The organism is Natronomonas pharaonis DSM 2160 (genome assembly GCF_000026045.1).
GTDB lineage: Archaea > Halobacteriota > Halobacteria > Halobacteriales > Haloarculaceae > Natronomonas > Natronomonas pharaonis.
On record NC_007426.1, the window covers coordinates 2,553,536 to 2,576,638 of the forward strand.

28 protein-coding genes and 1 tRNA gene are annotated in these 23,103 nt (G+C 66.2%); 10 read left to right on the forward strand and 19 right to left on the reverse strand.

What is annotated here, in order from left to right; translation table 11 throughout:
• Positions 1–43: 43 nt before the first annotated feature.
• Positions 44–208 carry a DUF7331 family protein gene (locus NP_RS14840; RefSeq protein ID WP_011324338.1) on the reverse strand — a complete coding sequence of 55 codons (165 nt, stop codon included), beginning with the start codon at positions 206–208 and terminating at the stop codon, positions 44–46.
• Between the two features lie 120 nt (positions 209–328).
• Between NP_RS14840 and NP_RS12980 the strand changes: the two genes are divergently transcribed.
• Together NP_RS12980 and thrC are read left to right on the forward strand one after the other, a co-directional pair.
• Positions 329–568 carry a hypothetical protein gene (locus NP_RS12980; protein WP_011324339.1) on the forward strand — a complete coding sequence of 80 codons (240 nt, stop codon included), beginning with the start codon at positions 329–331 and terminating at the stop codon, positions 566–568.
• Between the two features lie 52 nt (positions 569–620).
• Positions 621–1,880, forward strand: a complete 1,260-nt coding sequence (thrC, locus tag NP_RS12985; protein WP_011324340.1) for a threonine synthase — start codon at positions 621–623, stop codon at positions 1,878–1,880.
• A gap of 1 nt (position 1,881) precedes the next feature.
• Here thrC and NP_RS12990 read toward each other — a convergent pair whose 3' ends face one another.
• Positions 1,882–4,239 carry a prolyl oligopeptidase family serine peptidase gene (locus tag NP_RS12990; protein WP_011324341.1) on the reverse strand — a complete coding sequence of 786 codons (2,358 nt, stop codon included), beginning with the start codon at positions 4,237–4,239 and terminating at the stop codon, positions 1,882–1,884.
• Between the two features lie 94 nt (positions 4,240–4,333).
• Positions 4,334–5,014 (reverse strand): DUF6517 family protein, encoded by a 681-nt coding sequence (locus tag NP_RS12995; protein WP_011324342.1) that lies wholly within the window; start codon positions 5,012–5,014, stop codon positions 4,334–4,336.
• A 115-nt stretch (positions 5,015–5,129) separates the two neighbouring features.
• On the opposite strand from NP_RS12995, the gene NP_RS13000 reads away from it, so the two are divergent.
• Together NP_RS13000 and NP_RS13005 are read left to right on the forward strand one after the other, a co-directional pair.
• A complete protein-coding gene (locus NP_RS13000; RefSeq protein ID WP_049939758.1) occupies positions 5,130–5,522 on the forward strand; it encodes a hypothetical protein in 393 nt (130 codons plus the stop codon).
• 74 nt (positions 5,523–5,596) lie between these two features.
• Positions 5,597–6,100 carry a DUF2062 domain-containing protein gene (locus NP_RS13005; RefSeq protein ID WP_011324344.1) on the forward strand — a complete coding sequence of 168 codons (504 nt, stop codon included), beginning with the start codon at positions 5,597–5,599 and terminating at the stop codon, positions 6,098–6,100.
• Here the strand turns inward: NP_RS13005 and NP_RS13010 are convergent, their stop codons facing one another.
• The gene (locus NP_RS13010) at positions 6,101–6,319 is read right to left on the reverse strand and encodes a hypothetical protein (RefSeq protein WP_011324345.1); all 219 of its coding nucleotides are present in this window, start codon (positions 6,317–6,319) and stop codon (positions 6,101–6,103) included. It lies immediately after the preceding gene.
• Positions 6,320–6,504: 185 nt separating this feature from the next.
• On the opposite strand from NP_RS13010, the gene NP_RS13015 reads away from it, so the two are divergent.
• Together NP_RS13015 and NP_RS13020 are read left to right on the forward strand one after the other, a co-directional pair.
• Positions 6,505–7,941 (forward strand): MATE family efflux transporter, encoded by a 1,437-nt coding sequence (locus NP_RS13015; protein WP_148215466.1) that lies wholly within the window; start codon positions 6,505–6,507, stop codon positions 7,939–7,941.
• Positions 7,942–8,032: 91 nt separating this feature from the next.
• Positions 8,033–8,893, forward strand: coding sequence for an FtsZ/tubulin family protein (locus NP_RS13020; RefSeq protein ID WP_049939759.1), 861 nt, complete (start codon positions 8,033–8,035; stop codon positions 8,891–8,893).
• Positions 8,894–8,920: 27 nt separating this feature from the next.
• Here NP_RS13020 and NP_RS13025 read toward each other — a convergent pair whose 3' ends face one another.
• The 11 genes from NP_RS13025 to NP_RS13075 form a co-directional block, all read right to left on the reverse strand.
• On the reverse strand, positions 8,921–9,103 hold the full coding sequence (locus tag NP_RS13025; RefSeq protein ID WP_049939761.1) for a hypothetical protein: 183 nt from the start codon (positions 9,101–9,103) through the stop codon (positions 8,921–8,923).
• Positions 9,104–9,688: 585 nt separating this feature from the next.
• On the reverse strand, positions 9,689–10,345 hold the full coding sequence (locus tag NP_RS13030) for a bacteriorhodopsin (RefSeq protein WP_011324348.1): 657 nt from the start codon (positions 10,343–10,345) through the stop codon (positions 9,689–9,691).
• 206 nt (positions 10,346–10,551) lie between these two features.
• Positions 10,552–11,238, reverse strand: a complete 687-nt coding sequence (locus NP_RS13035; protein ID WP_011324349.1) for a helix-turn-helix domain-containing protein — start codon at positions 11,236–11,238, stop codon at positions 10,552–10,554.
• Between the two features lie 32 nt (positions 11,239–11,270).
• Entirely contained in the window at positions 11,271–11,960 is a 690-nt protein-coding gene (locus tag NP_RS13040) for an adenosylcobinamide amidohydrolase (protein ID WP_011324350.1), read from the reverse strand.
• On the reverse strand, positions 11,960–12,973 hold the full coding sequence (gene cobD, locus NP_RS13045) for a threonine-phosphate decarboxylase CobD (RefSeq protein ID WP_011324351.1): 1,014 nt from the start codon (positions 12,971–12,973) through the stop codon (positions 11,960–11,962). The genes NP_RS13040 and cobD overlap by 1 nt, the downstream gene beginning before the upstream one ends.
• Positions 12,960–13,553, reverse strand: a complete 594-nt coding sequence (locus NP_RS13050; protein ID WP_049939763.1) for an NTP transferase domain-containing protein — start codon at positions 13,551–13,553, stop codon at positions 12,960–12,962. The genes cobD and NP_RS13050 overlap by 14 nt, the downstream gene beginning before the upstream one ends.
• Positions 13,538–14,287, reverse strand: a complete 750-nt coding sequence (gene cobS, locus NP_RS13055) for an adenosylcobinamide-GDP ribazoletransferase (protein ID WP_011324353.1) — start codon at positions 14,285–14,287, stop codon at positions 13,538–13,540. The genes NP_RS13050 and cobS overlap by 16 nt, the downstream gene beginning before the upstream one ends.
• Entirely contained in the window at positions 14,278–15,192 is a 915-nt protein-coding gene (locus NP_RS13060; RefSeq protein WP_011324354.1) for a CobD/CbiB family cobalamin biosynthesis protein, read from the reverse strand. Before NP_RS13060 ends, cobS begins: the two co-directional genes overlap by 10 nt.
• The gene (locus tag NP_RS13065; RefSeq protein WP_011324355.1) at positions 15,189–15,809 is read right to left on the reverse strand and encodes an HAD family hydrolase; all 621 of its coding nucleotides are present in this window, start codon (positions 15,807–15,809) and stop codon (positions 15,189–15,191) included. The genes NP_RS13060 and NP_RS13065 overlap by 4 nt, the downstream gene beginning before the upstream one ends.
• Positions 15,810–16,053: 244 nt before the next feature.
• A complete protein-coding gene (locus tag NP_RS13070) occupies positions 16,054–17,772 on the reverse strand; it encodes a radical SAM protein (RefSeq protein ID WP_011324356.1) in 1,719 nt (572 codons plus the stop codon).
• A 54-nt stretch (positions 17,773–17,826) separates the two neighbouring features.
• Positions 17,827–18,006, reverse strand: coding sequence for a hypothetical protein (locus NP_RS13075; protein WP_011324357.1), 180 nt, complete (start codon positions 18,004–18,006; stop codon positions 17,827–17,829).
• A 97-nt stretch (positions 18,007–18,103) separates the two neighbouring features.
• Between NP_RS13075 and NP_RS14845 the strand changes: the two genes are divergently transcribed.
• Both NP_RS14845 and NP_RS13080 read left to right on the forward strand, forming a co-directional pair.
• A complete protein-coding gene (locus tag NP_RS14845; protein WP_011324358.1) occupies positions 18,104–18,262 on the forward strand; it encodes a DUF7559 family protein in 159 nt (52 codons plus the stop codon).
• Positions 18,259–18,717: an Hsp20/alpha crystallin family protein gene (locus NP_RS13080; RefSeq protein WP_011324359.1), complete on the forward strand. Its 459-nt coding sequence runs from the start codon at positions 18,259–18,261 to the stop codon at positions 18,715–18,717. The genes NP_RS14845 and NP_RS13080 overlap by 4 nt, the downstream gene beginning before the upstream one ends.
• Here NP_RS13080 and NP_RS13085 read toward each other — a convergent pair.
• Positions 18,714–19,370, reverse strand: a complete 657-nt coding sequence (locus NP_RS13085; protein ID WP_011324360.1) for a DUF7095 family protein — start codon at positions 19,368–19,370, stop codon at positions 18,714–18,716. The two genes, NP_RS13080 and NP_RS13085, sit on opposite strands and share 4 nt — an antisense overlap.
• Before the next feature lie 124 nt (positions 19,371–19,494).
• Between NP_RS13085 and ncsA the strand changes: the two genes are divergently transcribed.
• On the forward strand, positions 19,495–20,472 hold the full coding sequence (ncsA, locus tag NP_RS13090; RefSeq protein WP_011324361.1) for a tRNA 2-thiolation protein NcsA: 978 nt from the start codon (positions 19,495–19,497) through the stop codon (positions 20,470–20,472).
• Positions 20,473–20,589: 117 nt separating this feature from the next.
• Here the strand turns inward: ncsA and ftsZ are convergent, their stop codons facing one another.
• From ftsZ to NP_RS13105, 3 genes are all read right to left on the reverse strand, one after another.
• The gene (ftsZ, locus tag NP_RS13095) at positions 20,590–21,795 is read right to left on the reverse strand and encodes a cell division protein FtsZ (RefSeq protein ID WP_011324362.1); all 1,206 of its coding nucleotides are present in this window, start codon (positions 21,793–21,795) and stop codon (positions 20,590–20,592) included.
• Positions 21,796–21,798: 3 nt separating this feature from the next.
• Entirely contained in the window at positions 21,799–21,972 is a 174-nt protein-coding gene (locus NP_RS13100; RefSeq protein WP_011324363.1) for a ribbon-helix-helix domain-containing protein, read from the reverse strand.
• A gap of 217 nt (positions 21,973–22,189) precedes the next feature.
• Positions 22,190–22,747 (reverse strand): double zinc ribbon domain-containing protein, encoded by a 558-nt coding sequence (locus tag NP_RS13105; protein ID WP_011324364.1) that lies wholly within the window; start codon positions 22,745–22,747, stop codon positions 22,190–22,192.
• A 139-nt stretch (positions 22,748–22,886) separates the two neighbouring features.
• Between NP_RS13105 and NP_RS13110 the strand changes: the two genes are divergently transcribed.
• Positions 22,887–22,960, forward strand: a tRNA-Tyr gene (locus NP_RS13110).
• The last annotated feature ends 143 nt before the right edge of the window (positions 22,961–23,103 follow it).

Genomic DNA, 23,103 nt, shown 5'->3' on the forward strand with positions numbered 1-23,103 from the left:
GGAACAGACAGCCGGTACGGAATCGACCAACACCGGCCGCCGGCTACGTGGCCGCATCCCGCGCCACCGCCGTATCCGACTGCACCCACGCGGTGTGGTTGTCGGTGTCGTATATTACCACCTCCCCCGTCTCGAGGACGATATCGGCGCACCGCTCGCCGTTGTCGACCCCCCTATCGCCGTCGTCGATTTGTGGTGGCGCGGACATCGTAGATCACGGGCAGTGTCGCCCTACAGTAGGAGGTTGCCTCCGAAGTGTGATAAGTGTTACCACACAACAGTTACGCGAGTCGCCGACTATAAACTGCGGCGGGCCGTCGGCAAAAGTATGAGCGGGACGACGGTCATCGAGCCGGGAGAGTGTAGTATCGAGGAGCTTTTGGCCCGGCTGCGCGACGGCGAGCGGTTCGTCGTCAGGACCGAGATTCTCGGTTCGACCGAGGAGCTGACGCTCCGGTTCGACGGCGAAACCTACTACTGTGACTCGCCGACGATACTGCACAAACACACCGACGAAGCGGAGATGCGGACCTGCATCGAGGACCTCGGCTTCGCCGACGAACAGTAAGCGTTCGCCGGAAAACGGCCCCTTTTTGCGACTCCGACACACAGAGCCACCAATGGCAGACCTCACCCTATCGCCGCAGCGGGACGCCCCGGCCGTTTCTGACGGCGGCGTCTGGCTTTCGTGTATCGAATGTGGCCACGACCACCCGCCGTTCGAGGACATCATCTACACCTGCGAGGAATGCGGCGGCCTGCTGGAAGCCCGCTACGAGACGTATCCGACCTTCGAGGACTTCGAGGGCCACGGCGTCTGGCGCTACGACGCCGCACTCCCCTTCGAGGAGGGCGTGACGCTTCCGGAGGGAGCAACGCCGCTGCACCGCGTTCCGCGGCTGGAGTCCGAGGTCGGCGTCGAGGCGCTCCGCATCAAACACGAGGGGATGAATCCCACTGGGTCGTTCAAAGACCGCGGTATGACCGTCGGTGTCCGCGTTGCTCAAGAACTCGGCGTCGGTCGACTGGCGTGTGCCTCGACGGGAAACACCTCGGCGGCGCTTGCAGCCTACGGCACCCGCGCCGACCTCGAGACGCTCGTGTTGTTGCCGGCCGGCAAGGTCGCCGCCGGCAAAATCGCACAGGCGAGCCTGCACAACGCCCGAATTCTGGAAGTCGACGGCAACTTCGACGCCTGTCTCGACATCGTCCAAGACCTGGCTGACCGCGGCGAGGCCTACCTGCTCAACTCGCTGAACCCCTTCCGACTGGAGGGCCAGAAGACCATCGGCCTCGAAATCCTGGAGTCGTTCCGCGATGATTACGGCCGCTTCCCCGACCGTATCGTGCTCCCAGTCGGCAACGCCGGCAACACCGCCGCCCTCTATAAGTGCTTCCGGGAACTTGTCGCCAGCGGTGCGCTCGAAGCCGACGCGGTGCCGAAGTTGACCGGCGTACAGGCGTCGGGAGCAGCGCCGATGGTCGAGGCAGTCGAGGAAGACCTCGAAGACACCCGTCGCTGGGAGGACGTCGAAACCATCGCAACGGCCATCCGCATCGGTAACCCGGTCAACGCGCCGAAGGCGCTACCGGGCATTCGGGAGACCGGCGGCACCGCCGTCGCCGTCGATGACGACGAGATAACAGACGCCCAGCGGTCGCTCGCTGCGGAGGGTGTTGGTGTCGAGCCGGCCTCGGCGGCCTCCGTCGCCGGGCTCCGAAAGCTCCGCGAGCGCGGCGTCGTCGACGACGACGAACACGTCGTCTGTCTGACGACTGGTCACCTATTGAAAGACCCCGACGCGGCGGCGGCAGCCGGCAACGACCCCGAGCCGGTCGCAAACAGTACCGAGGCCGTGCTGTCCCACCTCGCCGAGTGACTCAGCAGCTGCCGGCCTCGACGCCGAGGTCGGCCTGCGGCGAGAGCGAAACGGTCGTTTCTCCTTTCTCGACGGCCACGTCGTAGGTGCCGAACGTTCCCGCCAGCGTTATCGTCGCCGGGCCGTCGCTCTCGATGCGGAGTGTCAGGGGCTCGCATACGTCGATGCCAGCCTCCTCTATCCAAAGCGTTGCGGCCTCCGCTCCTTCGAGCGTCACTTCGATGGCGTTTTCGGGCGAGCGGCGCGACTCGACCGGCGGCGTCTCCCACTGGACGCCCCGACTAACGTGCGGCCCAGGCTTGTGGTCGAACTGGCGGTCGGAGCCGACCTCGGGCGGGGCGTATCCGTCAGCCAGCGAGATGGCGTCGATGAGGCCCGTCTCCTCGCTTTCTCTGGTCGAAATGTCCGAAACCCAGTAGGCGCTGTCGTGAACCAGCCCGACCTCGGGGTGGTCGAGCGCCGGCACCTGTTTGTAGGTGACGCGTCTCGGGTTCCGGATGACCTTCCCGCGGGAGACGAACTCCGGGATGCCGTCCCACTGGTCTTTGATACCCAGCGTGAGGTGTGTCTCCGCCGGAAAGAGACAGTACTCGTGTCGGTACCGGTGGCGGCGGAGCCGCCGGGCGTAGTTCTCCGCAGAGAGGAACGGAACCAGCGGGTCCCCGACGGCGTTCCACAGCAGCATCGGAATATGCCGGAGGTTGGTGCTGATCTCCATCGCGCCTTCGGGAGCCTCGGTAAAGAGGTTGAGAAACGACCCGCCGCCCTCGCCGCCGAGGATACCCTCGGTCAACCCGGTCGGCGATTTGAACTGGCCGTCGGTGATACCCTCTATTGGGTCCTCGGTCGGCGGACCGACCACCGAAAAGCCGCGGCCGAACAGGTCGGGACACTGAGCGGCGAGCATACAGGTGCCGAACCCGCCCATCGAGTATCCGCCGATGACGACGCGGCTCCGGTCGATATCGAAGCGGGTTTCGAGGTCACGCCACGCTTCGAAGATGTCCAGTTCCGCCTCCCGCTTGTACCATTGGCCGGGGCCACGAGCCTGCGGCATCAGCACGATGCCGCCGGTCGCCTCGCTGATCTGTCTAACGAGGCCGGGCGTGTAGACGGCATACTGGGTGTACGAACAGCTCAACGAATGTAAAAGCAGTATAAGCGGTGCCGGTTCGGTCAGCGACTCGGGGACGTAGACGTTGTACGGCTGGATGCGACCCTCGAGGATGTCGTGGTCGGTGTCGATACCCTCCCCGAGATAGTATCGGGACGGGTACAACTGCGTCCGAAAGCCCGACTCGGGGACCGTATCGGTCGGTTCGCCGTCGCGGAGCGCGCCGAAATCGATGTCCGCATAGAACTCAGAGATGTCGCGGTCGGCAAGAGCCATCGCCTGTCGATGCTCCCGCCAGTTCCCCTCGCCGAGCACCCGCGGCGGCTGGTCGAAAAACCGGTTGAGCACGGTGTGGCCAACGCCGGACACGTCAAGCAGGTCGAAAAGCCCGCGGCCGACATCGAGCGGGCCGAGATTCCGGTTGTACGGTTCGTTAAACCGAAAGCCGACGTTGAACACCGGCGGGAGGTCCTGTCCTTCGCGGATACCCCCTGGCGTCTCCTCGTCGGGGTTCGGTTTGACCTGCCGGAACCCCTCCGCATCGTCGTCCCACAGCCCAACAGCGATGAAATGCCGCCACGTCTCTCCGTCGGGGGAAAGCGGCACCTCGATATCTATCTGGTTGCGCCGCACGTCGACATCGTAGGCGTCGTCGTCGAGCGGTTCACCGTCGAGTTCCGCTCCGGTGCCCCATGTGACCAGTGTATGCTCGGCGGGCGCGCCGAGGTCGCCGAGGCCGTATCCCCAGTCGGTTCGCTTGTGTTCGGTGCCGGTTCCGGGCGTGGTGTCGATGCCGATAGCGACCGCGGCGGCGTCCGGTTTCAGCATCGTGTTCAGCGCCACCCGATAGCGGACGCCGTCGTCGGTCTCCTGAACCCGAAACTCCAGCAGGTCGGCAGCATTGTGGGCGTAGGGCCGCTCGGCGGTCGGGTAGTGGTAGTCGCCCGTCGGCTGAGAGAGGACTCCGCCCAGCGAGGCGGCGTCAGCGGGGCTTCCGCTGGTCCACGAGCGCGTGTCCGCGCCACGGTCGTCGTAGACGTAGTCCTGATAGAGATACTCGCCGTCTCGATAGGCGTCACAGCCGCAGACGAGAAGCGGGTCGGCATCCCAGTCGGGGCCGTTCTCGAGCTGTGGCGGGGTCGGGTTCGCTCCGTAGAGCGCGTCCGGACCCGGGCGGGGCGGCGAGGCGTCCGGTTCGTCGTCGGTCGCCTCATCGTCCGCCGTATCGTGGGGGTCCACAGCCATCCTACCTCCCTTTCCGTAGCCGCGACGTGTTAATCCTACGGATACTGCAGTGTTTATCTACTCCCCGGTGGCGGGCGAAATATCCGATGGGGCGTTATCCGTCTTCGGCGTCGCTGTCTTCGAGTTCCTCCGGCGGGGTGTACTCAAGCGCCCCGAGGAGCCGCTCTGCGGTCTCGGACTCCTCTTCATCGACGGGGTACATCACGTAGCCGACGATGGTGTCTCCGGTGTCGTCCCGCTGGGTCTGGAGGACGTGGATGAAGGCTGTCGGCTCGGCGTCGGGCTCGTCCGGTTCGACGCGGAAGACGGTGACGTTGGCGTCGCTGTCGTCGTCGAATGGCTGGAGCGTGTAGTTGTCGTGTTCTTCGAAGCCGCTCTCGTCGAAGCCACCGACGTACCGGGCCGCAAGCTCGTAGGTGTCCATCTGGAGCAGCGGGTTGACACTCTGGCCGGCGATTGTCGCTTCAGGTATCGTGACCGTCCCGACCTGTACCGGGCCGGTCCCGGCGGGCATGTCGTCGTCTACCTGCCCGTATCTCGCCATGTGGCTTTTGACGGTGACGTTGGTCTGGTTGCCGTCGTCACCGACGTCGATGGTCTGGGAGTACTCTTCGCGTTCCGACAACTGGAGTTCATAGCCCGCATCCTTTGCTGTCGACTCCTCGATGACCGTCTCGCCGGACTCGAAATCGAGGTCTTCACCGAGGAGCGCGCCAGCACAGCCAGCGGTCACGACGACCGCAAGGACGGCAAAGGCGGCGACGTTGATGCGCATACTCTCTCTCTCCGGCGTCGAGTAATAAATGTCCAACGCTGGACTACAGTCGGTGAGACAACGCCAGCGGGGGCCGACCGCAAGGCACTTCGAGCCGGCAGCATCACTGTCGGGTATGTCATCCCGGCTTGTGTCGCGCCGTCGGGCCGTCGCCGTAGCGGCGACCGTCGCGGTTGCCGGCTGCCTTACCGAGGCGGGACGGCGCTGCCGCGGGAACACCGTCCGGCTGTCGATGCAACCGACGACAGCGGACGACCCTCTCGGCCTCTCGTCGCTCGGTCCCGAAGCGACGGGGGTCATCGAGACGGCGCGTGACGGCACCCACGTCGAGCACTGCGTGGTCTGGGAGCCGTCGGGCGACGAAACAGGGCCGTCACCGGGGCTTGCGGCGGTCGTGGGCCGGCTCGTCGACGACAGCGACCGGGGGCCACCGGCAGCGGGCGAGGAGCTTGCGGTCGATGTCGAGTACGAACAGCAAGCATACCGGCTCGTCGTCGCCGCGGAGTAGTACATTCCGCCCGCGCGTTCGGCGAGATGCCGTCGACATGCTCTTTCCGCTGGAGCCGATAGTTCCACAGAACAATGGCACTGCTCCGGGCACGGCTCGGCGAGACCGTCGACGACCTCAGGGGGCGGCTCCACGCGGCACTCGCCGAGCGGTACACGCCGGGGCAGGTCGCCGGAAGCTTCGCCGTCGGCGTCTTCATCACCTCGCTGCCGACGCTGGGGACCGGACTGTTGCTCTTTCCGCCGCTTTCGTACCTGTTTGCCGGGATATCGAAGGTCGCGCTCGTGGCGGCGGTGGCGGTGATGAATCCCGTCGTCAAATGGGGCGTCTACGGTGTCAGTTTCTGGCTCGGGTCGAGGCTTCTCGGGCCGGTCGAGGGGGTAGCACGCGGGGATATCGGGCTATCGGCCGCGCCGGAGGTCGTGACCCGGTTGCTCGTCGGGAACCTACTTTTGGCGGTGGTGTTTACCGTCGTCGGCTACGCCGTGGCCTATCGGCTCACCGTCGAGTACCGGCAACAAAACGGCGGCGTCGGCCGCATCGAGGGCGCGCTCGAAGCGGTGTTCGGTCGGCGGTAGCTATTCGAGGTCGTCGGGGCCGTACGCCGAGAGTATCAACAGCACGTGTGCGACCATACCGACAGCGAGTAGCGCGAGGCCGACGTAGCCGATACCCTGTGTCGTAGCGTCCGGGGCGGCTCCGGATTCCGCGAGGACGACCGCGGCGCTCCAGACGACCGCGGCCAGCAGGAGCACCCCGACGCCCGCTTTGCCGTACGTCGAGTTCGGTTCTGACATCTCTGTCGGCCGTACGAGCGGGGGGTACCTTACCGTTGTGTCTCGTCGTCGAAGGGGGCGTGTTGGCCGCGATGGGAAGACATTTGACTGACTGACCAGTCAGTTAATATTACGTGTCGCTTCGTTCGCGCCTGTATCAGTACGTTTCATCTCTCGGTAGCCGCTGCCGACGGATAGCCGAGCGTGTGCCGAACCTGTTTCGGCTGGGCGTGCTGGCTGTCGGGCTGGCGCTGGCGCGGGCGGGGCTCATCGACGAGACCCGCGCGCGGCGAACGACCGAGTTGGCGTGGCCCCGCATCGTCACTGGCATCGCCCGGATGTCGAAAAACGCCGTCGACGTCGCGATGGTCGGGGTCGCTGTCGGGTCATCGGCCATCGCCGGCGTCGGTATCGCCGGACCGTTCTGGGGGCTTGCCTTCGCCATCGGCGGCGGCATCGCCGGCGGTACCATCGCGCTGGTCAGCCAGCGGTACGGCGCCGATGCATACGACGAGCTGGGACAGGCGGTCCGAACCAGCGCGTTCCTCGTCGTCATCGCGAGCCTCCCGCTCGTGGCCGTGTTCTGGACGTACGGCCCACAGCTTGTCGGCCTGCTGAGCAGCGACCCCGAGGTCGTCCGGCTCGGCGGCGATTATCTCCGGCTCGTCGGCTTCGGAATTCCGCTGGCGGGGCTGAATCTCGTCGGCAGCCGCGTGCTCGTCGGCTCCGATGACGCCTACACCGCGATGGTCGTCCGCGCGGGCGGGGCCGTCGCCAACGTCGTTATCAACGCCGTCCTCATCTTCGGCCTCGGGATGGGCGTCGAGGGCGCGGCGCTCGGAACGGTCCTCTCGAACGCCGCCGTCACCGCCGCGTTCGCGCTCGGGCTGACGTTCGGCCGCCTGCCCGGCGCGGGACGGTTCCCGGTGACTGTCGACCCCGTCGGCGGCTACGTCGACCGGGCGACGGCCAGAGACCTCATCGCCATCGGCGCGCCGGTGATGGGCCGGAACCTTGTCTGGACCGTCGCCGAGATACCGATGTTCGCCATTCTCGATATCTTCGGCTCCGATGTCGTCTCGGCGTTCGTCATCGCCCGCCGGGTCTGGGGGTTGCTGAACACCCCCGGTTGGGGCTTCGGCCTCGCTTCGTCGAGCCTTGTCGGCCAAGAACTGGGCACCGGCGACGAGTCGACCGCCGAGGCGTACGGTCGCGATATCATCCGCTTTTCGGTGGCCGTCTACATCGTCTCGGCGGCGGTCGTCTTCGCCTTCGCCGGCCCCATTGTCGAGGCATTCGTCGACGACCCGACTGGCCCCGAGGTGCCGATTGCGGTCGACCTCGTTCGAGTGGCCTGTGTCGCCATCGTCCTACAGGGCGTTTCCGGCGGGGCCGCCGGGCCGTTGGACGCCGCTGGCGACACCCGCTGGCCGTTCGCCAGCCAGGCGCTGGGAATGTTCGGCGTCTCGATTCCGCTCGTCCTCGTCGGCGCGCTGACGCCGCTGGGAATCTACGGGCTCTATTTGGCTTTCCTCGCTGAGACGGCGGTACCGGCGGCGCTCAACTACTATCGGTTCCGCTCGGGCGCATGGAAGGCGGTCAGCCGCGAGTACCGTCCCGAGGCCGGGCGTGCCGATGATTGACGCCGCTGTCGCCGCACGCCAAGCCGGCAATACCCCTCACTGCTGGTGGTATCGAAAACGTTCATACGGGGGGCGGTCGAACCGCCGCCAAGTGACGACAGACGAAGAACTTCTGGCCGCCGCCGACGCGCTCCGGGAAGCGGTGCTCGTCGCGGGCAACGGGTCGACGGGGACCGCCGTCGCCGACTGGGTCGCCGCTGGCGACGCGCCCGCGGCGACTGACGTCGAGACGCCCGATGTCTCGGTCGTCGCCGTCGACGCGGCCGACGCGGACGCGAGTGCGGATATCGAGTCACCGGGGGCCTTGCTCTCGGTTGCGGTCGTCGCGGTGCCGCAGCGGCCGTCGGCGGGCGAGCGCCGCCTGCTGACTGCGCTGGAGTCGACAGTTGACACGGTCATCGTAACGACCGGAGACGCCCCCGAATTGACCACCGCCGTTGAGGCGTTCGTCTCGATGGTCAGAGACGCCGGCTTCGTCAACGTCGACCTCGCCGACGCCCGGACGGTGTTCGAACCGGTCGCACAGGCGGCGCTCGGCATCGGGGAGTCGCCCGGTGGCACGCCCGGAGAAGCCGTCGAAGAAGCCATCGCAGCGCTGCCGCCCGGCGTCGAAACCGACACCGCAAGCGGCGTGCTCGTGGACCTACGCGGCGGGCCATCGATGAGCGTCGGCGACGTAAACGACGCCGTGACGGCCGTCCGAGAGCAGGTGGGCACCGAAGCACACGTCATCTGGGGCGGAAAGGTGGATGAGGCCCTCTCGGAGACGGTCGTCGTCCGCCTCATCGCCGCCGGTGTCGACAACGTCCGGGCCGCCCCCGGCGATGATTGTCCGCGCTGTGACCGCGGGCTGTTTGCGTACACGCTCTCGGGGCTGCCGGGGCTTTCGTGTGACACCTGCGGCTTCGGCGGGGTCTCGACGGGTCGCAAAAAGAACTCGGAGTCGTCGTAGTTTCTCGGCAGTCGCCGCAGTAGTTTTCTATCGCCGGTCGGTCGGCGAGCCGTCGCGGTGGTGGGAAAGCCGTTCCCCGACGGCGTTCGGCACCGAGGTCCGACAGTAGCCGCAGTACCACGACCGGCCGGTCGTCGTCGATTCACGGTGGAGTTCGTCGACAGCACCCAGCGACGCGCCACAGCCGTCACAGGTGTAGGCGGCGGGCATACGCATGCTTACCAACGGAGCCACGTGAACTACCCCACCCTGTTCGCGCTGACGCGCTCGCTGAGGGTGGGGTTTCCTGGTTCCGCGACGCGCTTTTTCACGGACGGTCGGCGTGCGCCGACAGTCCGCGCAGGGAGCGCAGTCTCCGCAGGCGTGGATTTGGAGCGTCCCACTCCTACTCGGTGGTGACGGCGGAATCTGTCTCGACCGTCCTTCTTGTCGGACTCTAAGCCGAGACGATGAGTAGTTGCCATCACGGTTCCAGCCTTCGGCTGGCACCGTTATAAATTCATGGAACAGAGTGCAAACAATTCTGTGACGGCGTGGACGAATCGCAGAGCGATTCGTTCGCACACCAGAAACAGAGATTTCTGGGGACGTCCTCAGAAACGTAGTTTCTGATGGGCTGCACGAGAGCTTGCTCTCGTGAACGCTGTATCCCCTCCCTACTGCGTCCTCAAAACGCAAAGCGTTCTGATGTGCGAACGAGAGCTCCGCTCTCGTTACCGCTGCTTGTCCGCTACGCGGACTGCGCTGCTCGTTGAGCAAGGGGGCTTAGCGCCTCAATTCAGCTAACCGTATCGCCTACGAGAGCGACCGGACGTTCGAAAGCAAGAAGCCGGCGAAGGCGATGCGGAGCAGGAGGTCGATATACTGGTTTGCGACCGTCCCGGTGAAGGGGTCAAAGAGCCCCAGTAGCTCAAGCTGGGAATAGACGATGAGCATTCCCATCAGGAGGACAAGCAGGTTCCGCGCTTTCCAGTAGAGCAACCGTCGGCGGTCGTTCTGTTGGCTGGCGGTCCGCCAGACCGGGCCGAACAGGATGGCGGTAACCACGAGGTAGCCGGCGACGACGACCAGCCCGGCGACGGTGCTGACGGTCCCCTCAGTGAGGGTCGCAACGACGAACGATGTCCGCATCACCACCGGCGCGCCGACGAGCACGACGAGCATCCGGCGGGAGCTACCCGCCAGCACGCCGACGAAGCCGACAAGCACCGGGTATGCGATGAAGTCATCGACGGCGTTCGGCAACTCGATAGAGCCGGCCCAGATATCGAGGTGGCCGATGCCGGCGGCATCAAGCGTCGAGGAGGCCGCCGACAGCAGCACCAGCGCGACGAGCGGATAACAGTATTTTCGAAGTTCCGTCGGCTGCCGGCGCGTCCACGCCCAGAAGACGGCTCCCGAGACGAGAAAGATAGCCGCCGACACCAGATACAGCGTCGTGTCCGGAATCATCGGTTACGTCGGTTGGGTTGACCGCCGCTGTCTGGCACTTCCCCGGAACGGCCCCACCGCGTCGTGCCGTCTGTCGGACGACACCCGCTCGCTGGCGTGTTCATTGTATGGCTGTGTGTACCATACATCATAATAAAACGATTGTGCTCCACCCAACGCTGGAAAATCAGACGCGCGTTTCTCAGGGTTTTTCGCGCCGGTTCGGGCTACCGGTCGACGTACTCTTTTGCCAGCCACGCCTCGGCGCGCCGGAGGCGGTAGGTCAGCGTCGACCCCGGAATGCCGAGGTCGTCAGCGAGGTCGTAGGCCTCTGTCTCCCGCGGCGTCTCGTAGTAGCCGGCCTCGACGGCCGCCGCAAGCGCGTCGGCCTGCTCCGGCGGGAGGGCATCATCGGCCGCCGGGTCAGGGTCGGAGACGCGCTCGAAGGTGACATCCGCATCGGCAACAGCACGGACGTCTTCGATGAACGGCGAGATGTCACCGTCGGGCGCGAGCACGCGCCACCGCTGGCTCCGCTCGCGCCACGTCTCGTCGATGACGACGCCCTCGCCGAAGTGTTCGCGGGCGAGATGCGGTACTGAATCACAGTCCGGGGCCCGCTCCCAATAGGAGTACAACACGAGCGAGCTGTCGGTCCGGTCGAGCACCGTCGTCTCCCAGTCGCCGGCACAGCCGTCACGGACCAGACAGTCGGTGAAGTAGCGTGCGCCCGCCATATCCGCGAGCGAATCGAGGACCACGGCAGGACCCTGAGCGTGGTCGACCCGCCAGAGACTCGACTCGGTGACATGGCAGGCAGCCGACCGGAGCCGCGCGGCGGGGTGGTCAGCCAGCAGGTCAGCGACCGGGTTCACGCCGGGTTCGTGTGTGACGACGAAGACGACCTCGCGCATAGTTGTTGAGAGGAGTCCCGGCGGCAAGACGGCTACGGCTGGAAGACAGCCGCCCGGTCGTCGGTCTCGACGCCGTGTTCGGCATCCGCCGGTGCCGGCGGGCCGTCCTCGTAGCGCGACGCAAGGCTGGCGAGCAACGCCTCGCGGACGCAGGCGCGGACCGCTGCACCGACTTCGGTCGCGCTGCCGGCGAACGGCTCGGGCGTGTCGCCGGACGGACAACCGACAGCGACGGCGTCGCTCGTCGTGCCGGTACAGCCGGCGACCGCCGACAGCGTCGCGGTTTTGGCCTCGACAGCCGTCGCCAGCAGGCCGGCCAACCCCCCATCGGAAAGCGGCCGTCTCGTGCCGACGACGATGTTGACAGTCCCCGGTCGCCACTCGCGGTCGGCCCCGTCGGTTCGTCCGTCGTCGGCCGACGCCGCCATCGGCAACGTCGCCGGGTTCGATAGCCCGGCGGTCACGACAGCGACGACGGGGCCGAGACGGCCGCCGCGGGCGTGCTGCTGGTTGACCCCGGTCAGCAGCGTCGGCCCCGCCGGTGGCTCACCAAGCCGTTCGGCGGCGTATGCATCGAGGTCGGTCCGCCCAAACCCGTCGGGAACCGTGAGGTTGTGGGCAGCATCAGCGACAGTGTAGCCGCCGTCGAACCCGTTCGAAAGCCACCGCGTGCCGGGCTCCCGAACCGTCAGTCGGTCGCTGGTTCGCTCGAAGTCGAACATCACAGCACCACATCGAGCGTCTCACAGAGCGTCTCGGTCGCCTCGCGGGTCCGGACCGCGATGCGGACGTGTCGGTCGAGCCCCCGGAAGGTCGTCGCGTCCCGGAGGACGACGCCGTGCTCCCGGCAGGCAGCCAGCAGGCCATCCGGCGGCCCGCCGACATCACAGAGCAGGAACGGCGCTTCGGAGGGAAACACCTCGAACCCATGCGCAGCGAGTCGGTCCCGGAGGTGGGCGCGCTCGCGGTCGATTCGGCGGCGCGTGTCGGAGACAAACGCCGTATCGGCCATCGCGTGTGCGCCGACCGCCGCCGCCGGGCCGCCCAGCGACCACGCGGGGCGGGCGGTCTGAAGGCGGTCGCCGAGTTCGCCGGTCGCGACCGCAAAGCCGGCGCGCAGTCCGGGCAGGCCGAACAGCTTCGTCAGCGAGCGAGCGACGACCACACCCTCACGGCCGGCCAGCGACGCACGGTCGGTAAAGCCGAGGAACGCTTCGTCGGCCAACAGAACGGTGCCGACCTCGGCACATCGGTCAGCGAACGCCCGGAGCGTGTCGGCGTCGTAACAGTCGCCGGTCGGGTTGTTGGGTGTGCAGACGACCGCCATCGCATACTCCTCCGGCGACCGGTCAAGAAGCGTTCCGTAGTCGACAATATCCGGTTCGCCACCCGCGAGCCTGACCTCCCGGGCGTACTCGCCGAACGACGGCGCGGGCACGAGTACGCGGTCGCCGGGACCGACCACCGTTCCGATTGCCAGCCGCATCGCGGCCAGTCCGCCCGCAGTCGGGACGACGTCGTCGGCCGCACAGCCGACGTAGTCGGCGGCAGCAGCCCGGTACTCGGGGTAGCTGTCGTTCGGATACGAACGGGCGTCCGCGAACGCCTCCCGGTAGACCGCCCGGCAGCCGTCAGGGACCTCCGGGTTGATGTTCGCGCTCAGGTCGAGCACGTCGGGGTCGTCGCTGGAGCCGTGCGGCACACGGTCGACAGCGTCGATGCTATCGGGGTCCATCGGACGACACCTCCCGCGGAAGCCCGGCGGCCAGCCGGTCGGCGATGGCGAGGTCGTCCGGGCGGTTGACGTTGACCGCCAGCCGGGCGTCGTGGCTCACCCGAACTGTCTCGGCGTCGTCCGCACCGACGACGTTCACGCCGGTCGGAGCGACCGCGACACCCTCGTGGTCGCGCTCCGTGTCAACGCTCACGCCCAGCTGGCGTTTGAGCGCCGATGGCACACAGAGCGTCACCGATGGCCCCTCGTAGGCCTCCCGGAGCCGGTCGAGCGGGCCGGGGGCAAGCAGCGGTACGTCGGCGGCAACGGTTACGACCGGCGTCCCGACGCGGTCGATGGCGTCGGTCAGGTCGGCGACGTAGCCGTCGCCGTCCGTCTCGATGAGTGGTACCCGACCATCGAGATGGGCGGCGGTATCGGGGGCGTGGGGAGACGTGACGGCAGCCACCGTATCGAAGCCGCTGGCTGTCACCGCGTCGATGACGCGGTCGACCATCGGAACCCCATCAACAGCGACGAGCGGTTTTTCACCGCGGTCGAGTCGGCTGCCACGGCCGCCGCACATCACCAGAGCGTCCATGCGACCACCCCCAGATGGAGCCCGGCGACTCGCGCGAGCTCGTTTGTCGCGCCGAAGATATCGCCGGAGACGCCGCCGAGTTGCTCGTCGGCCCAGTCGACAAGCACGACAGCCACGAGCGGGCCGGCAAGGACCGCCGCGAGCGTCGCGGGGAGAACGGCGACGGCAGCCGGAACGGCCGCAAGCGCCGGCACGACGAGCATCTCGGAATCGAGGACGGTGGTGAACTGCGACCCCATGCCCTCGTGGCCGGCGGTCCCGAGACAGCCGACAGTCGCCATGCCGAGTTTCGCGCCGACCTCAGCGGCGATGACGACGGTGACGGCGACCGCAAGCGGCGCGGTCGAAAGCGCAAGCGCCGCGAGCACAAGCCCGAGGAAGACGACAGCGACCGCGACAATCGCGCCGACGCCGGTATCGGTGTCTTTCAACGCCGCCCGCTTGGACGACGGGCCGTGAGCGGCGACCGCATCGCCGAGGTCGGCCACGCCGTCGAAATGCGGGATGCCAACGACGACAGCAAGCGCCAGCAGGTAGGCGAACGCGACCGTCGCCGAGGGGGCCGGCAGGAAGAACGGCAACGCGACCAGCGCGCCGATGAGATAGCCGACAAGCGGGAACGCGACGGGGAGCGTCCGGAACCGTTCCCAGTCGGCTTCGCCGGAGTCGACCGGCAGCCGGGAGAGGAACGCGACGCCGCCGCGGAGACCGCCCACGAGGTCGTTTACAGCCACTGTACCACCCCAACGAGGGCGGCAATCACGTAGGCAGCGATGCCAGCCCGTCGTGTCGCCGAGAGCGCCCGCTGGCCGTCGGCGGCCGCCGGCAGCGAGGCGAGTTCGTTGAGCCGGTAGCTGTCGGGCTTTTCGAGCCGGACGTTCAGCGCGGCGGCGAGCGTTCCCATCGGCCACCCGGCGTTCGGGGACGCCGGCTTATCAGCGTACCGCCGCGCCCGCACGGGCGCATCCGGGTCGGCGGCCGCCGGGCCCAAAAGCGCCGCCGAGAGTCGCGCGGGCACGAACATCATGAGGTCGTCGAGGCGGGCGCTTGCCCACCCGAACCGGCCGGGGTAGCCGAACATCGAATCCATCGTGTTGACGGCCTTGAACGCCGCGGCCGCAGCCGCAGCCGCGGGCAGCGAGACAAACGAGAGGACGACAAACGCCGAAAGCGGACCGACAAGTCCGTCAGAGAGGTTTTCAGCGAGGCTCTCGACGGCCGCACTCCGGAGCAGCGGCGGCGAAAGCGACGCCGCATCCCGGCCGGCAAGCGCCGGCAATGCCGCCTTCGCTGCCGCCGGGTCGTTGTCGCTGGCTTCGATAACGTCCGCCGCGCTGGACAGAAGTAGCCGGAGGCTCGTCGTCGTCCAGAGGACGAGTCCCGCGGTCACGGCGGCAGCGGCCGCTCCGAGCGCCGCTGCGGCGGCCACGGTGAGGTAAGCGACGCCGGCTGCCGCCGCTGGCACACCGACAGCCGCGACCGTCCCTGCGAGCGCTGGCCACGAAAACGACCGCTCGCCAAGCGGCGCGACCGCTCGCCCGAGCAGCGCGACCGGATGGATGCGGGCGGGGGGCTCGCCGACGAGTGCCTCCAGTGCCGCCGCAACGGCGACCGCCAGCAAGAGCCCGCTTCCGTTCATTCGTCGGCGTCCAGTTGCTCCGGCAGCGCCGACAGCGGGGTGTCGCTGACATCGACGAACCGGCCGCCGACGGCCTCGATACCGCCGTCAGTGTCGGGGTCGTCGCCGACGAAAACGATATCTTCGACCGCGACCCCGAGCGCATCAGCGAGTTCGCCGAAGCTGTTCGGGTGGGGTTTTCGCCAGCCACAGCCGACGCTCGTGACGACGGCATCGAAGGTACCGCGGAGGTCGGCGCGAACGAGCGTCCGACCGACAAGTTCGGGCACACTACAGTTCGAGCAGAGACCGACCGGGCCGCGTTCGCTGGCAGCCGCAAGTGCTGCCGACACACCGGGCCGGACCCGAACGTCGGGGTCGAACGCTGCGACGACGGCACGGCGGGCAGCGTTGTTCGTCACCTCGACATCGTGGGCGGCGAGCACGGCAGCGACGTGAGCCGGCAGCGGCACTTCGGCACCCTCCGGCGCGTCGGTGTGCTGCTCGCGATATGCGGCCCCGAACGCCGACGGCACCGCGACACCGCGGGCCTCAAGTTCGGCTGCAACCGCCTCTGCGGGGTCGGCTGGCGTGTCAACATCGACGAGCGTTCCGAACAAATCGAAAGCGACTGCCACACCGGGGGTTCGGCGGGTATCGACTTCAACCTCGCGGGTCCGGGCTGCGGAGAAAAGGGGGGTCGGGCCCCCAGTAACGGATTCGTCCCCGAATGCGACGACGCCGTGCCGAGCAGTCGGGCGCTGGCAGGGATGTCAGCGGTAGTCGGTCGGTGCCAGCACCCACGCGGAGAAAACGCGGGGTGGTTCATAACTGTACTCGCGAACGTATTCGCTCAGCGTCGCCTGGAAGAAAGCCAGCGTGTCAATCGGCCGAGCCGGAGCCACCGGTAACACAGAACGTCCCGAGGTCAGGACCGTCGTCGAGGTTCGGAACCGTCTCGTGGGGGCGGTCGACAAAGAGGTTGCCCGCCCGCTGTTTGCCGATGCCGGGCAGCGCCCGGAGTTCGTCCATCGAGGCGGCGTTGATATCTAGTGGATACGGAACGCCGGAGACGGACCGGTAGCCGTGGTCGGTGACCGCGACATCGACCGTCCGGCCGAGTTCGCGTTCGCCCGGCAGCGCGACAAGCAGCGCGTAGGTGCCGAGCTGGCGGCCGAAGGTCCGGCCGTCTTCGTGGTATTCGAGATAGACGTTCGGCAGCACGGTTCCGGGCGGAGCGACCCGTTGGAGCATCGGGTTGTCGATTTCTTCGCGGACCGCCTGCTTGTACGTCTTGAACTGCTGTTTGTGGTCGTGGGCGATGTCGGCACCCGTCTCGGCCATCTCGGTACCCTCGAAGGCCATCACCTGCCGGATGTTGATACGGCGAAGCATGAGCCCCTCGTCGTAGACGTCCTGTAGGAACTGTTTGTTGTGCTCAAACGTCTCGGCGCGTTCGCCCTCGAGGCCGTGGACGAGGTTGATACCCGGCAGCAGCTTCGGCAGCCGGTCGGCGTTGGCGTCGACCGAGGGGCCGCTTCCCGGCGCTTCGCCGGGTCGCCAGCCGCCGGCTTCGTTGACGATGCGAACCGCTTCAAGACACTCCTCGGCGCTGACAAGCAGGTTGTTCTTTTCGCGGACGACCGGGTCGGCAGACTCCAGCCCGAAGGCGGCGGTGTCGCCGGGCGTGTTGTGCTCGGCGATGACGCGGATTCCCTCACGGGACTTTTCGGGGTAGTCCGTGATTGTCACGGGGTTCATGTTGTCGAGATGGAGCGTCCCGAGGTCGGGGACGACATCACGGATACCGCCGTAGAGCTCTCGGAGTGCGTCGGGGTTGGGGGCCTCGCCGTCGCCGCCGTAGGCGAGGATGTCCGCCTGCCGGCCGAGCCGGAAGTGACGAACACCGTGGTCGGCGAGGCCACCGACCTCGCTGACGACGGAATCGGGGGTCCGGAACGTCGGGTCGCCGTACATCGGCTCGGTACAGAATGAACACCGATACGGACAGCCGCGGGACGTCTCCAGTTCGCAGATGAGGTAGTCGGGGTGGTCCGGATGCTGCTCGACGATGAATGCCCCCTTGCGTGCCCATCGGTCGAGTTCCTCGTTGTCCCGGTAGCGGTCTTCGAACCCCTCTAGGCCACCGTGGAGAAGGTCGTAGACGGCGGCCTCGATGTCGGCCAGCGCGAGGAAGTCGTAATCGAGGTTCTGCCGTTTCGTCTCGGTTGCGCCCTCGTTTGCCTCGCCGACCCCGAAGCGGACGGGGCCGCCCATCACGCTGACGCCCTCAGCGGTCCAAGCGAGCTTCCGGACCTCATCCGGTTCGGCGGGCGTGCCGCCGACGTACTTTCCGGGGACAGTCATCCCGCCGACGTAGACAAAGAGGTCGGCATCGGCGACATCCTCCCACAGTCGGCGGCTCTCGCGTAGCTCGTCGATGGTGTGGTAGGTAATAGAGTCAGGGTCGACACCGGCGTCGACCGCCGCGCCGGCAGCAAAGCGCGGGTACGTCGAGATGTACGGCGGGACGCCGAAGTGGGCCGGCTCGTCGACGTAGCCGTCGACGATAGTGACATCGAGATCCGCCGGGTCCTGCATATCCGGCGGGAGGGGATGGAGCGATAAAACGGATGCGGTCAGCGTTCGTGCCAGTCAGGCACTCGGCGCACCGCTTTGACCGAGCGTGAAGGTGTAAATCAGCGCGATGACGGCGAGCCCAACCGCGCCAGCGCCGGCCATCACGATGTCGCCCCAGGACAGCACGTAGCCGAAGAAGGCGCCGATGAACAGTCCGAAGCCGAGCATGCCAGCCAGTCCGAGTTTGTCGACCATACCGGCCGTTTCGGCGTTCGGGTATTATAGATTTCGTCTTCCGGAGCCTCAGGGGGCCGTCGGGGCATTGATTAGCGCCTCGGCCGTATACGGCTGTATGCCGAAGACCCTCGAAGTCGTCTGCAACCGCGAGGCCTGCGACCTTGACATGATGGAGCTCCATTACCGATACTCGATGCCGGATGATACCGGCGTCTCGGATTTCGTCTGCCCCTACTGCGGGGAAGCAAACGGACTGGAGGCCATCGAGCCATGATCCGTGACCTCGGCGAATCCATCGGTCGAACCGTCCTCGACGGCATCGGACGGGCGGTAAGCCGGGTACAGGAACAGCGGGCGCTCTCTGCTGACCTGCTGGAGAGCGACGAGGCCTATCTCGCTGTCTTTGATGCGCCCGGAGCGATGCCCGAAGACATCGACGTCACCTTTGATGACGGGACGCTCGACGTCCGCATCGATAGGGTGCGTGGATTCCACGGCGACTACGAGATGCGGTTCCCGGGACGTGGACAGACACTCCACGGCAGGGTTAGCTTACCCGACGGCGCTGTCGTCGCCGACGAGGCTGATGCGACGGTAACAGCACACGGGACGCTTGAAATCCTCCTTCCGAAGGCCGACGGAGAAGACGCGAACGGCCGAGACGCGAACGGCGGTGGCGAGGGAAGCGACAGCGACGATAGCGGCAAAGCGGAACGCGACGACAGCTAGACGACGTCGCCGCGGACGAGGGAGTCAGCTTCTTGGCGGTGCTTTTGGAGCTGTTCGGCCGCGGTCTCTGCCTCCGGGTCGTCGAGGCCGAGCATCGAAAGCGACTCGGCGAGGGTCGGAAAGACGAACTCGCCGGCGGCGAGTTTCTCGAAGGCCTCCTCGCTCGTTGTGCCACCGTCGTCGGTGTCGACCCACAGGCAGACGGCCCGCGGGTCAAGCAACTGCGTGTAGTCGCCGCGGGCCTGTGCGCCACGGAGCCGCTGGGTGACGTTGTCCTCGAAACCGGTGTTGCAGACCTCCAGATGGAGCGGTTCATCCCCGAAGAGATACGCCGCCAGACATTGCTCGGGGGCGGCGTGACCGCTGGCGTTCGCCCGAACGCAGTCGGGGTTGGCCTCGGCCCACGCGGCTGAGACAGTCTTTCCGACGCCGGAGACGCCGAGTTCCGACTCGAATTCGGCTTCCCGCTCGGGAGCGTCCTTGAACAGTAGGTCCTTGGTGAGGTAGACCCCGAGGTAATCGACGGGGTCCAATCCGAGCACGAGGTCACCGAACACCCACACCTCCCGGACGGGAACGGGCGTCGGGTCCTCGGCGACGGTCTCAACAACGGACCGGAGCCGCTCGACTGCCGCATCGCGGCTGAGGCTCATAGCGCGGGTTAGACCCCGGAGCCGAAAACGGTTGTCGAACCGGCCGACGAGCTCGGGGCAGCACCTGCCTGTAGCCCTCAGTGAGTCGAAACGGGTATCCGGAGCAATCGATTACGCCCCGGTAATGCAGTGCGACAAGTGCGGCGGCGAGGCTGTCATGCACGCCGCCTACTCGGGGATGCATCTCTGTGCGGAGCACTTCTGCCGGTCGGTCGACTCCCGGGTTCGGAAACGGATCCGCGACGACGCCCTGCTGCCGGAGTCGGCATCACCGGACGACCCACAGACCTGGCTGATCGGCCTCTCCGGCGGCAAGGACAGCGTCGTTCTCACCCACATCCTCGATGAGACGTTCGCGGCGGACCCGCGGGTCGAACTCGTCGCGCTGACGATACACGAGGGCATCGAAGGCTACCGGGACGCCTCGCTGGAGGCCTGCAGAGAGTTGACCACCGACCTCGATATCGAACACGCGGTCGTCAACTACGCCGACGAGTACGGCGTCGAGATGGACAACGTTGCCGAGGACGACCCGCTGGGGATGGCACCCTGTGCGTACTGTGGCGTCTTCCGACGTGACGCGCTGTCGGCGTACGCCGACGAGTACGGCGCGGACAAGCTGTTGACCGGACACAACCTCGACGATGAGGCCCAAACCGCGATGATGAATCTCCTCTCCGGTGATATCAAACAGGTCGCAAAGCACTTCGACGCCTCGCTCGGGAGTTTTGAAGACCGAGCGGTCGACGGCGACCCGTTCGTTCCGCGGGCGAAGCCGCTCCGTGACATTCCTGAAAAGGAGGTCGCCCTCTATGCCCACCTCAAGGAACTCCCGTCACATATGGCGGAGTGTCCCCACGCCAGCGAGGCCTACCGCGGCGAGATTCAGGACCACCTCCACGAGCTCGAAGACGAACACCCCGGTACGCGACACTCGATTATGTCCGGCTACGAGGAGCTTGCCCGCCTTGCGGCCGAGGCCTACCGCGACGACGGGGACGGCCCCCGCGGCGAGTGCGACCGCTGCGGTGCGCCGACCGACAACGAGGTCTGCCGGAAGTGCGAACTCGTCGATGCGGTCGACGGCGTGGCCGACGACTGACGGGCGTCAGCCGCGCGTCATACACGGTGTTTTACGACGTTCTTGTCACTTGACTAAACGTACAGTTACAGGAGAAACGCACGACAGCCGCGTGAAAATATATGTCGTTTGGGAAACCTATCGGACTACGTCAACGCCGTTGTTCTTTTCGGCCTCGGAGCGACCGCCGTCGGTCTCGCTAATGCCGAGGTCGCGGCCGGTGTCAGCCGAATGGTCGGCCGGCGGCGTCGAGGAGAACTCCTCGTCGTCGACGCCTTCGATAGCACGCCGGGAGGCGTCGGCCTGCTTTTGGGTCGTCGGACCGAGAATCTGCGCCGACTGGACGCCGGTCATGATGGCCATCACGCGGACTTTGCCCTTGTACTCGTCTTGGATGCGTGCGCCCCAGATGACGTTCGCCGAGGCCTCCAGCCGCTCGGTGATGTTCTGAGCGATGCCCTCGGCCTCTTTCAGGGTGAGGTCGGGGCCGCCGGTGATGTGAACCAGCCCGCCGGATGCCCCGCGGTAGTCGACATCCAAAAGCGGGTGGTTCATCGCGTCGTTGACGACCTCCTTCGTCTTGTTCTTGTCCTGCGTCTCGCCGACAAGCATCACCGCGACGCCGCCCTGGTTCATGATGGATGTCATGTCGGCGTAGTCGAGGTTGATGAGCGACGGCTGGGTGATGGTCTCGGAGATGCCCTTGACCGTCTCGGCGATGATCTGGTCCATCACTGAGAAGGCCTTGCCGATGGGCAGGTTCGGGACGTAGTCGAGCAGCCGGTTGTTATCGAGGACGATGATGGAGTCGGCCTCGTTGCGGAGCTTCTCGAGCCCCTCCTCGGCTTTGACGGTCCGAGCTCGTTCGACGTTGAACGGCGTCGAGACCATCCCGACGACGATTGCGCCCTGCTCCTTTGCGATCTTCGAGACGACCGGCGCGGCACCGGTGCCGGTGCCGCCGCCCATACCGGCAGTCACAAAGACGAGGTCGGCCTCGCCGAGGACCTCCTTGATCGTCCCCTGAGCCATCTCGGTGGCCCGCTCGCCGACATCGGGCTCGCCGCCCGCGCCGAGCCCTTCGGTGAGGGACTTGCCGACGAGAATCTTCGTGTCGGCCTCGATCATCTTCAGGTGCTGTTTGTCGGTGTTGATAGCGATGGTGTCAGCGCCGTCAACGCCGATGTTGTACAGGCGATTGACGGTGTTGTTGCCCGCACCGCCGCAACCGACGATGACGATGCGCGGGTCGCCGAACTCGTCGCCGTCGCCGCTGAGGTCGGCGTCCATGTCGCGCTGCTCGGCCTCGGCGTTCTCCAACGCGGAGTTGACAATGTCTTGCATTGTCTACACCTTCGCCCAGGGCCGGTTCTGCTCCTGGGATTCTGTCTCTTGTTCATTTATCATCTCACGCACGGCAGAGCGAATCGCCTCGCTCCGGTTCGGGAACTGCCCCGTATCGACCATGCGCTCGACCTCCTCGATCTGCTGCTTCGGGATTCGTAGTGTCACACGCTCCATATTCTTTCCCCTCTGTTTTGCAGGTAAGACGACGTTGCACACGCGAGTCGTCCGCGTTTACACCTCGACACCGGTTCAGAGCGGCGTTTTCGATGGTGTAAGACGCGTCGTCTTACGCAATTGGATGCACAGAAGGAGAATACTTAAAGATTTGGGCCATCGTAAGACACTGAAGCAGAAACGCCGTTTACGCGTCCAAAAGTGCTGTTTTCACCGTTTACGAATCCTTGAGAACGTCTGCCGCGGGGGTTCGGCGGCCGCAGCTCGGACAGAACCCCCAGTCGGAACGGAGCTCGTCGCCACACTCACAGAAGACGCGGTGGGAAGCCTTTTCGCCACAGTTCGGGCAGTAAACATCAGAGGGCGACAGGTCTTCCCCGCACTGTTTACACGATTCGGCGTCGGTGTCAGACGCGCCGGCGGTATCCTCGGCTGGCGTCTTACGGCTCTCGTCTGTTCCGTGTGACATCTCAGCTGAATCGCCAGACAGCGAGATGTTTACGTTGACGTCCTGCGGCTCGCGCGGTGTGTATGACGCGCCGAGGTGCCCGCCCAGCCGTTCGTCGAGGATGGCGTCGACCCGCTCGGCGATGAGGTCGTCAAGCGAGTCGTCTATCGACCCTCCATTGTCGGTCGGCGGCCGGCCGCCGGTGTCTCCTCCAGCGTCGTCAAGATACTCCCGGAGCGCCTCCCGCATGACCTCACTCTTGGAGGCGTCGAACGTCTCCAGTTGACGGATGAGGTCTTCGTCCGCCCGGAAGGTTATCTTGCTCATCGTCTGTCCGACAGTTGTGTGGGACAGTATTTCAATCCTTCCCGCGTGTCTGCCGGCTGTCAGACACTGTGTGGGAACCCCACACTCCAGCCGGAGGTCAAAACCGTTAAGTCCCGCAGTCGCTTTCTGTCGAGTACGCCCGCCCTTAGCTCAGACTGGTAGAGCAGTCGACTGTAGATCGACTTGTCCCCCGTTCAAATCGGGGAGGGCGGACTCAATTTCCTGCCGAAGCGTGTTGCACCCCAATAGCTACGTTTACGCGCAGTAAACAACCTAAGACGCCGAATTCGCATTCTCAAAATCGGCGTCAAAATCCGGATTGGAACTGGACACAAGCCACGGGTCCGCTACGTCCG

Coding starts and splice junctions, on each gene's coding strand:
- NP_RS14840 (WP_011324338.1), bottom strand. CDS start 208: ATGTCCGCGCCACCACAAATCGACGACGGCGATAGGGGGGTCGACAAC.
- NP_RS12980 (WP_011324339.1), top strand. CDS start 329: ATGAGCGGGACGACGGTCATCGAGCCGGGAGAGTGTAGTATCGAGGAG.
- thrC (WP_011324340.1), top strand. CDS start 621: ATGGCAGACCTCACCCTATCGCCGCAGCGGGACGCCCCGGCCGTTTCT.
- NP_RS12990 (WP_011324341.1), bottom strand. CDS start 4,239: ATGGCTGTGGACCCCCACGATACGGCGGACGATGAGGCGACCGACGAC.
- NP_RS12995 (WP_011324342.1), bottom strand. CDS start 5,014: ATGCGCATCAACGTCGCCGCCTTTGCCGTCCTTGCGGTCGTCGTGACC.
- NP_RS13000 (WP_049939758.1), top strand. CDS start 5,130: ATGTCATCCCGGCTTGTGTCGCGCCGTCGGGCCGTCGCCGTAGCGGCG.
- NP_RS13005 (WP_011324344.1), top strand. CDS start 5,597: ATGGCACTGCTCCGGGCACGGCTCGGCGAGACCGTCGACGACCTCAGG.
- NP_RS13010 (WP_011324345.1), bottom strand. CDS start 6,319: ATGTCAGAACCGAACTCGACGTACGGCAAAGCGGGCGTCGGGGTGCTC.
- NP_RS13025 (WP_049939761.1), bottom strand. CDS start 9,103: ATGCCCGCCGCCTACACCTGTGACGGCTGTGGCGCGTCGCTGGGTGCT.
- NP_RS13030 (WP_011324348.1), bottom strand. CDS start 10,345: ATGATTCCGGACACGACGCTGTATCTGGTGTCGGCGGCTATCTTTCTC.
- NP_RS13035 (WP_011324349.1), bottom strand. CDS start 11,238: ATGCGCGAGGTCGTCTTCGTCGTCACACACGAACCCGGCGTGAACCCG.
- NP_RS13040 (WP_011324350.1), bottom strand. CDS start 11,960: ATGTTCGACTTCGAGCGAACCAGCGACCGACTGACGGTTCGGGAGCCC.
- cobD (WP_011324351.1), bottom strand. CDS start 12,973: ATGGACCCCGATAGCATCGACGCTGTCGACCGTGTGCCGCACGGCTCC.
- NP_RS13050 (WP_049939763.1), bottom strand. CDS start 13,553: ATGGACGCTCTGGTGATGTGCGGCGGCCGTGGCAGCCGACTCGACCGC.
- NP_RS13060 (WP_011324354.1), bottom strand. CDS start 15,192: ATGAACGGAAGCGGGCTCTTGCTGGCGGTCGCCGTTGCGGCGGCACTG.
- NP_RS13070 (WP_011324356.1), bottom strand. CDS start 17,772: ATGCAGGACCCGGCGGATCTCGATGTCACTATCGTCGACGGCTACGTC.
- NP_RS13075 (WP_011324357.1), bottom strand. CDS start 18,006: ATGGTCGACAAACTCGGACTGGCTGGCATGCTCGGCTTCGGACTGTTC.
- NP_RS14845 (WP_011324358.1), top strand. CDS start 18,104: ATGCCGAAGACCCTCGAAGTCGTCTGCAACCGCGAGGCCTGCGACCTT.
- NP_RS13080 (WP_011324359.1), top strand. CDS start 18,259: ATGATCCGTGACCTCGGCGAATCCATCGGTCGAACCGTCCTCGACGGC.
- NP_RS13085 (WP_011324360.1), bottom strand. CDS start 19,370: ATGAGCCTCAGCCGCGATGCGGCAGTCGAGCGGCTCCGGTCCGTTGTT.
- ncsA (WP_011324361.1), top strand. CDS start 19,495: ATGCAGTGCGACAAGTGCGGCGGCGAGGCTGTCATGCACGCCGCCTAC.
- ftsZ (WP_011324362.1), bottom strand. CDS start 21,795: ATGCAAGACATTGTCAACTCCGCGTTGGAGAACGCCGAGGCCGAGCAG.
- NP_RS13100 (WP_011324363.1), bottom strand. CDS start 21,972: ATGGAGCGTGTGACACTACGAATCCCGAAGCAGCAGATCGAGGAGGTC.
- NP_RS13105 (WP_011324364.1), bottom strand. CDS start 22,747: ATGAGCAAGATAACCTTCCGGGCGGACGAAGACCTCATCCGTCAACTG.